This window comes from Mycobacterium sp. SMC-15, from assembly GCF_045310925.1.
Lineage (GTDB): Bacteria > Actinomycetota > Actinomycetes > Mycobacteriales > Mycobacteriaceae > Mycobacterium.
Genome location: NZ_JBJIAJ010000012.1, coordinates 182270 through 190953, shown reverse-complemented (window position 1 = coordinate 190953; position 8684 = coordinate 182270). Strand labels below are relative to the sequence as shown.

Genomic DNA, 8684 nt, shown 5'->3' with positions numbered 1-8684 from the left:
AAGGTCTTGCACTGCCCATCGGGGGCCAACATCCCCCACCGCGACGTCGCAATACTGTTCTGCGGGGTCAAAATCAGATTCACCCCAGCCGCCAACGCCTGATCCGACTCCCGACGCCGCAAACTCGCACACGCCAAATGAATCGTCACCAACGACGACGAACACGCCGTATCCACCATCATCGCCGGACCATGCACACCCAAGAAATACGACAACCGACCCGCCGCAAAATTCGGCGCATTCCCAAAGGGGACATAGGGGTCGATTTCTTCTTCGCGAATCTTGCCGATGATATTGAGCGTGTAATCGTTGGTGGTCATGCCGACGAAGACGCCGGTCGCAGTGCCCCGGATCGCCTCCTTAGTGATCCCGGCATGCTCCAACGCCTCCCAGGCCACCTCCATCAACAACCGCTGCTGAGGATCCATCGCATCGGCCTCACGCGGCGAAATACCAAAAAACTCCGCATCAAACTCAGCCGGCTGCCACGACGTCAAAAACCCGCCCTCACGAGAACAAATCGTCCCCGGAACCGAATGATCCGACGAATAGAACGCATCCGCATCCCAGCGATCCGCCGGAACCCGCACAATGCCCGAACCCTCATCACACAACAACTGCCACAACGCAGCCGGACCATCCACCCCACCAGGCAGACGACACCCCAAACCCACCACCGCAATCGGCTCAGTATCACCGGCCTCAGCCACCGCCAACCGCGCCGTCAGATCATCAATCTTGCGCAGCGCCTCAGCAACAATCGCCCGACGATCCGGCCCCCCGACCGGCGCAGCACTCTTCTCGCTCAACTCAACCTCCCCGAGAGCCGCGCGAGCAGCTCGTCATCTGTCATACAGACCGAGCAGTAGCATCCAGTCGGTCGAACCCGTCACGCTGATAGATCTCCACACAGCTGGAGCGGCGAATCTTGCCACTGGTCGTGATCGGGATGGCACCCGGCGACACCAGGACCAGGTCTCCGCTCATCAGACCGTGCGCCTTGGACAACGCGGCCGTCACTTTGCGACGTACCTCGGTCAGCCTGTCCAGGACCTCCTCATCGGACCCCCCCTTGTTCTTGAACTCAGCGATCGTAACAAGCTGCTCTGCTTGACTGTTCGGGATCGAGACCGCGGCGACACGCCCACCGGTGATTTCCTGAACGGTGGCCTCGATGTCGTCCGGGTAGTGGTTGCGCCCGTCGACGATCAGCAGATCCTTGATCCGGCCGACGATGTAGAGCTCTCCACCGGAGATGACGCCGAGGTCGCCGGTCATGAGCCAGGGCCCCTGTGGCGTGCCGGGGGTCGGGTCGACCAGCTTGCCGCCGAAGGTGGCCTCGGTGGCCTGCTGGTTGTGCCAGTAGCCCGCCGCGACGTTGGGGCCGTGCGTCCAGATCTCGCCGACTTTGCCTTCCGGGTTCTCGGTCTGGGTTTCCGGGTCCACGATACGCACGGTGCAGGCCCGGGGGACACCACAGCTGACCAGCTCGACGCCGCCTTCGGCCCCGCTCGGCTCGGCCGTGCCGGCGGCCAGTTTGGCGTAGTCGAAGCGTGCGGTCGGCGGCGGTGTGCCGGGGGTGTTCGAAGTGAGGTAAACGCTGGCCTCGGCGAGCCCGTAACCGGGCCGCAGGGCGGCCGGGTTCAGATTGAACTTGGCGAACCGGTCGACGAAGCGTCGCAGCGTCGCGGCGTGAATCCGCTCTGCGCCGAAGCAATAGGTGTGCACGTTGCCCAGGTCGAGCCCGGCCATGTCCTCATCGGACGTACGCCGCACGGCCAGCTCATAGGCGAAGTTCGGCCCACCGGTGAAGCCGATGGGAGCCTTGGCGAGTTCCTGCATCCAGCGGGCAGGCTTGGCGAGGAACGCCATCGGGCTCATGTGCACCGTGGGCACGCCCAAAACCAGCGGATAGATGACGGTGCCGAGCAGGCCCAGGTCGTGGTAGAACGGCATCCACGACACCATGTGGAGCCCCTCCGGCGGGTTCCCGCCGGTCAGCTCGAAGGTGTCGTCGGCCATCTGCCGCATGTTCGAGACGGCGTTGGTGTGGGTGACCATGACGCCGGCAGGGGTCCGAGTAGAGCCGGACGTGTACTGCAGGAAGGCGACCTTGGTCTGCGCGGTCGCGGTGGGTGCCGAAGCCGGCTCGGAGTCCAGATCCAGGGCGTCGACCTCGATGACCACCGGCGGCTTCCCGCCCAGGCCCTTGATCGAGTTGGCGATGTCACCGACAGCCGCCGACGTCGTCAAGATCGCGGCAGGAGAACTGTCCCGCAGCGCCGCCGACACGCGCTCGTCGTGTACGCCGAACATCGGCACCGGCAGCGGCACGGCGATCATGCCCGCCTCCAGCGTGCCGTAGAACCCGACGATGTACTCGAGGCTCTGTGGGGCCAGGATTGCCACCCGGTCGCCCGGCGAGGCGCAGGTGGCCAACTCGGCCGCCACTACCCTCACCCGGTTGCGCAACTGCGACCAGGTGACGGTCTCGCGGTAGCCGGCGGGGTCGACGTCGAAGTCGATGAACGTGTACGCAGGCTGGTCCGGCTGGTCCCGTTCCAGGTTCGCCAACAGGGTCGGGATGTGCGTTTCAGTTACCGACATTGCGTTGTTTTCTCCTTGTGCTGTCAGGTCCGTGGACCTCACCTGCTGAGTACTTCGGCCCCGTCGAGAGTCGTTGCGCTTGCTGTCCGAGCTGACGGTTTCGCTGCGCAAGGTCCCTGCACAGCGGAGGTATGCAATTGGATTAGCGACATTTGGGACGGTTCCCCCGCGGGATCAGAGCTTGCGGGCACCCCCAGCGGAGTTGCTCAGCTGAATACTTCAGCCTCAGCGCACGTCGGTTGCTCGCCGTGCCGGGTAAAGACGGGGGCGGGGACCTCCGAGCGCCGAGATCGCCCGGCCGACACGGCCGGTGCGGAGGATTCGACCAACGACACGGGTACCCCTTCTGGATGTTTGAACCTGCGCTAAAACTCCTTGGACCCCGACATCCCAGGCGTTTCCCTCCGCGGAGGCTACCACGGACGCGCTGCTGACAGGCAATTTATGGCCCGCGTACAGCGCAAACGCAGCAGATCCGCCATAGTAGCGGAGAAGTCAATTACGCGCATCACGAGTAACTTCGGCACCAAGTGCCCATTCACATTCCGGGGTGGCCAGGCGCGTCATCCTTGGCAGTGCTGCGCGATTTTCTTCTCGATATCTCCGACCAGCTCCGGCAGGTGTTCGGTGAGGTAGAAGTGGTGGCCGGGCGCAGTGAACACCCGCGCGCTGAATTCGGCGGTGGTGCGCTCCGCCCAGGGACCCACCTTTTCGTCGGTGGCGACGTCATCTTCGTCACCATGGAACGCAAAGATCGGACAGGACACCCTCGCCTCGGGCGGGCAGTCGTAGTTCGCGATGGCTTTCAGGCCGCGCAGCGTCGGCAGAATCTTGGCCGCGAACTCCTCATTCTCCAAGAATTCGGGGTTGACTCCCGTCATGCTGCTGACGGCGTCCAGCAGGCCGCGGTCGGACTCGGGGATGTTGTCGTACCCGGCTCGTCCCGGTGCGCCGGCCCCCGACACGAACAGCGCGGCAATCCGATGTCCGTCCGCCTCGAATCGGCGTGCCACTTCGAAGGCCAACAGCGCACCCATGCTGTGACCGAAGAAGGCGACCGGTCCGTCGGACGCCGCCGGCGCCGCGACGGTCTTGCAGACCTGGTCGGCGAGGTCTTCGATGCTGGTGAAGGCGCCGAGGTCGTGGGTTCCGCCCTTACCCGGGTATTGAACGCCGATGCGTTTGACATCGGTGGTGAAGGTCTTGGAGAACGGAACGTAGTACTGCGGCGATCCGCCGGCATGCGGGAAGATGTAGAGCTTCGGCGTACGGTCAGTCACTCGGCAACCTTAGCGGCGATCGCGAACCCGGCGGAGCCGGGTGAAGCGGGTCACCGCCATCCAGCACAGCGGCGATCGCGAACCCGGCGGAGCCGGGTGAAGCGGGTCACCGCCATCGGCATAGCGGCGATCGCGAACCCGGCGGAGCCGGGTGAAGCGGGTCACCGCCATCGGCACAGCGGCGCAGCAGCGCTAGCCGGCCGCGGCATCCGGCGCGGCGAACGGCTCCCCCAACTGCGGGATCGGGGTGTAGCCCTGCCGGCGTCCCCGGGCCACGCCCCGGCGGATCAGCGCGGCCGTACCGACGAAACCGGCATGGTCGAGCGCCACGAACGGGGTCAACAGGCGGTTGTGCACAAAGCCGATCGCCAGCCCGGAGGCCGGATCCGCCCAGCCCATGGAACCGCCCAGGCCGACGTGACCGAATCCGGGCAGCACCGGCCCAAATGGGATCGCGTGATAGCCCAGGTGGAACGCCAGCGGAACCCCGATGGTGCGGTCCAGTTCGAGGGTGTGCGGACCGGTCAGGCCCGCCACAAGCCGGGGCGACAGGAATTGGGTCCCGTCGATCTGCCCGTCGTTGGCCAGTGCGCCGTACAGGCGGGCCAGCCCACGAGCGGTGGCCACCCCGTTGAGGGCGGCGGCCTCGGTGTCCAGGAACGGGATGCCGCCGCGGACGGTGTCCATCACCCCCGGGAAGTAGAAGGCGCCCAGGCCCCCGTAGCGCTGCGCCGCGGCGGCCCTGGGCGCCAGGAGGTCCACTACGACGTTGCGTCGGCTGCGCTGGGGCATGATGATCTCCGCGGCGACGGTCGGCGCGTCGGCGGGCGGGCGGCCCAGGTGCAGACCATCGACACCGAGCGGCCCGGCCAGCTCCGTGCGGAACAACTCACGCATGCCGACGCCGGTGACACTTCGGGCCAGCCCAGACACCAGCCAGCCGTAGGTCAGCGCGTGATAGGCGGGTTTGCCGCGTTCGGGTCCGGGCGCCGCGGCGGCCATCCGGGCTTCCATCGTCACGTGGTCCAGCAGATCTGCCCTGCTGGCACCGTTGAGGTGGGTCAACCCCGCCCGGTGCCCCAACAATTGGCGAACGGTGATCTCGGTCTTGCCGTTCGCGCCGAACTCCGGCCAGTACTGCGCCACCGGCACGTCGTAGTCGATGAGTCCGGAGTCGACCAGCCGGTGGATGACCGTCGACGCCGCACCCTTGGTTGCCGAGAACACCATGGCACCGGTGTCAGCCGACCACGGCACCTGCCCCGCCCGGTCGGACCACCCGGTCCACACGTCTACCACGGGCTGTCCATCGAGGTAGATCGCCAACGCCCCGCCACCAAAGCGGCGGCCCGGGAACATCGCGGCGAAAGCGCGCACAGCACACGAGAAATTCGGGTCGGCCGCGCCGTGCACGTTCGCCGGAAGCTGTGCCCGACGAACCTCGAGATGCTGTGTCATGGTGGGGAATCTACCGCGCCGACCGGCCGACATAAGTCGGATTACCGCACGCGCGTGCCATTAATTCCAAATGGCCCCGAGGATTCGCTGGGCGGCCAGCGCGGGGGTCAGTTCTCCGCTGAGTACCTGCTGTTCCACCTCGGTGCGCACCTCACGCACCGCCGGGTCCGACAGCGCGCGTTCGAGCACCGCGTCACGCACCAACTGCCGGGTCCAGTCCACCTGCTGTGCGCGTCGGCGGGCGTCGAACTCCCCGGCATCGATCAGCGTCTGCCGGTGCCGCTCGACGGTTTCCCAGAACTCCGGCAGCCCGGTGCCCTCGATCGCGCTCATCGTCAAGACCGGTGGTCGCCAAAGGGTTTCGCGCGGATAGATGAGTCGAATCGCGGTCGACAACTCCCGTGCGGCCATTCGCGCCTCGGCCAGGTGGTTGCCGTCGGCCTTGTTGACTACCACGATGTCGGCCAGTTCCAGCACACCCTTCTTGATGCCCTGCAACTGATCGCCGGTGCGGGCCAGCGTCAAGAACACGAAGGTGTCGACCATGTTGGCGACGGTGACCTCGGATTGGCCGACGCCGACGGTCTCGATCAGGATGACATCGAAGCCGGCGGCCTCCAGCAGCACCACCGTTTCGCGGGTGGCCTTGGCGACCCCGCCCAGGGTGCCCGACGTGGGCGACGGCCGGATGTAGGCGCGTTCGTGCGTGCCCAACCGTTGCATCCGGGTCTTGTCCCCCAGGATCGAACCACCGGTGCGCGTCGAGGACGGGTCGACCGCCAGTACCGCGACGCGGTGGCCCTGCTCGATGAGATGCATTCCGAGGGCTTCGATGGTGGTCGACTTGCCCACGCCGGGAACCCCCGTGATACCCACCCTGCGAGCCCCGCCGGCGTCCGGCAACAGCTCCAGCAGCAGTTCCTGCGCCTGCTGGCGGTGGTCGGCGCGGGTGGACTCGACCAGGGTGATGGCCCGCGGCAGCACGGAGCGGTCGCCGGAGCGCACCGCCGCCGCCAACTCGGCAACGGTGTCAGACACGTTGTCGGCCATCTATTTCTGGTCTGCCGCCGGTTCTGCCTGCTCGGCGAGCTCGTAACCTCGCCGCGACGCGAGGGTCTTCAGCAGGTCCACCGCAGCATCGGCGATTACCGTGCCGGGCGGGAAGATCGCGGTCGCCCCGGCGGCATAGAGCTCGTCGAAGTCGCCGGGCGGGATCACTCCCCCGACCACGATCATGATGTCGGGCCGCCCCACCGCGGCCAACGCGTCACGCAGGGCGGGTACCAACGTCAGGTGCCCGGCGGCCAGCGAGGACACCCCGACCACGTGCACGTCGTTGTCGGCGGCCTGGCGGGCCACCTCGTCGGGGGTGGAGAACAGGGCGCCGACGTCCACGTCGAAGCCGATGTCGGCAAATGCGGTGGCGATCACCTTCTGGCCACGGTCGTGCCCGTCCTGGCCCATCTTGGCTACCAGGATGCGGGGCCGACGGCCGTCGGCCTCGGCGAACTTCTCGACCAGGGCGGTTGCGCTAGCGATGTTGCTGCCCTTCCCGACTTCGTCACGGTAGACGCCAGAGATCGTACGGATCTCGGCCTGATGGCGACCGTAGACCTTCTCCAGCGCGTCCGAGATCTCCCCGAGGGTGGCCTTGGCCCGGGCGGCGTCGATGGCCAGCGCCAGCAGGTTGTTGCCCAGTCCGTCGTCCCCGGCCGGTCCGGTGGCGCCGGCTGCCCGGGTCAGCTCGGCCAGCGCGGCCTGGCAGGCCGCCTCGTCGCGCTCGGCGCGCAACTGCTCGAGTTTGGCCAGCTGCTCGGCCCGCACCCGGCTGTTCTCGACCTTGAGCACCTCGATCTCTTGGTCCTCGGCGACCTGGTACTTGTTGACGCCGATCAGCGGCTGACGCCCGGAGTCGATCCGCGCCTGGGTCCGCGCGGCGGCCTCCTCGATGCGCAGCTTCGGGATCCCCTCGCTGATGGCCTGGGCCATGCCGCCGTGCGCCTCGACCTCTTCGATGTGGGCCCGGGCCCGCTGCGCCAGCTGATGGGTCAGCCACTCCACGTAGTAGGAGCCGCCCCACGGGTCGATCGGCCGGGTGGTGCCCGACTCCTGCTGCAGCAGCAGCTGGGTGTTGCGGGCGATGCGGGCGGAGAAGTCGGTGGGCAGCGCCAGCGCCTCGTCCAGGGCGTTCGTGTGCAGCGACTGGGTGTGGCCCTGGGTGGCGGCCATCGCTTCGACGCAGGTACGCGCCACGTTGTTGAAGACGTCCTGGGCGGTCAGTGACCACCCGGAGGTCTGCGAATGCGTGCGCAGCGACAGCGATTTCGCGCTCTTGGGGTCGAACTTCGCGACCAGCTCGCTCCACAGCAGCCGGCCCGCGCGCAGCTTCGCGACCTCCATGAAGAAGTTCATCCCGATGCCCCAGAAGAACGACAACCGGGGCGCGAACTTGTCGATGTCCAGGCCGGCGTCCAGGCCGGCCTTGATGTAGTCCACCCCATCGGCCAGGGTGTACGCCAACTCCAAATCGGCTGTGGCACCGGCCTCTTGGATGTGGTAGCCCGAGATCGAGATCGAGTTGAACTTGGGCATCTTGGCGCTGGTGTAGCCAAAGATGTCGGAGATGATCCGCATCGACGGCTTCGGCGGATAGATGTAGGTGTTACGCACCATGAACTCTTTGAGGATGTCGTTCTGGATGGTGCCGGCCAGCTTCTCCGGCGGCACCCCCTGCTCCTCGGCGGCCACCACGTACAGCGCCAGGATCGGCAGCACGGCACCGTTCATGGTCATCGAGACGCTGACCGCGCTCAGGTCGATCCCGTCGAACAGTTGCCGCATGTCCAAAATGGAATCGATCGCCACCCCAGCCATTCCGACATCGCCCTGCACCCGGGGGTGATCCGAGTCGTAGCCGCGGTGGGTGGCCAGATCGAACGCGACCGACAGACCCTTCTGCCCGGCGGCGAGGTTTCGGCGGTAGAACGCGTTGGAGTCTGCGGCGGTCGAGAACCCGGCGTACTGGCGAATCGTCCAGGGCTGGTTGACGTACATCGTCGGATACGGCCCACGCACGAACGGGGCCTCGCCGGGGAAGCTGTCCAGCGGGTAGCCCTCGGCAACCGCGGCGGAGCGGTCGGCGGCGGTGTACACCGGCTTGACCGCGATCCCCTCGGGGGTGTGCCATTCGAGCTGTTCGGGTGTGTAACCGTGCGCGGCCGCGGCGGTCGCGACGTGTGCGGCGACGGCGCTCTCGGTCACCGGTTCGGCGACGCGGTCGCCGTGCAGCGCCACCTCGGCGAAGCTGCCGAGTGTGCCGTGTGAGGTGCTCGTGGTCAT

General features: G+C 66.9%; 6 protein-coding genes. All 6 read right to left on the bottom strand.

Translation table 11 applies throughout. The features are described from left to right. Positions 1-809, bottom strand: an 809-nt coding sequence (locus tag ACJH71_RS18215; protein ID WP_406759371.1) for a beta-ketoacyl synthase N-terminal-like domain-containing protein, incomplete at its 3' end; no start/stop codon positions are given. 40 nt (positions 810-849) lie between these two features. Continuing rightward, entirely contained in the window at positions 850-2607 is a 1758-nt protein-coding gene (locus ACJH71_RS18210) for an AMP-binding protein (protein WP_406759370.1), read from the bottom strand. Positions 2608-3170: 563 nt separating this feature from the next. Beyond that, complete coding sequence (locus ACJH71_RS18205) at positions 3171-3887, bottom strand: thioesterase II family protein (protein ID WP_406759369.1); 717 nt, start codon at positions 3885-3887, stop codon at positions 3171-3173. Between the two features lie 192 nt (positions 3888-4079). Beyond that, positions 4080-5345 (bottom strand): serine hydrolase domain-containing protein, encoded by a 1266-nt coding sequence (locus ACJH71_RS18200; protein WP_406759368.1) that lies wholly within the window; start codon positions 5343-5345, stop codon positions 4080-4082. Positions 5346-5405: 60 nt separating this feature from the next. Beyond that, positions 5406-6395, bottom strand: a complete 990-nt coding sequence (gene meaB / locus ACJH71_RS18195; protein WP_406759367.1) for a methylmalonyl Co-A mutase-associated GTPase MeaB — start codon at positions 6393-6395, stop codon at positions 5406-5408. Next, positions 6396-8684: a methylmalonyl-CoA mutase gene (gene scpA / locus ACJH71_RS18190; RefSeq protein ID WP_406759366.1), complete on the bottom strand. Its 2289-nt coding sequence runs from the start codon at positions 8682-8684 to the stop codon at positions 6396-6398. It abuts the gene before it with no gap.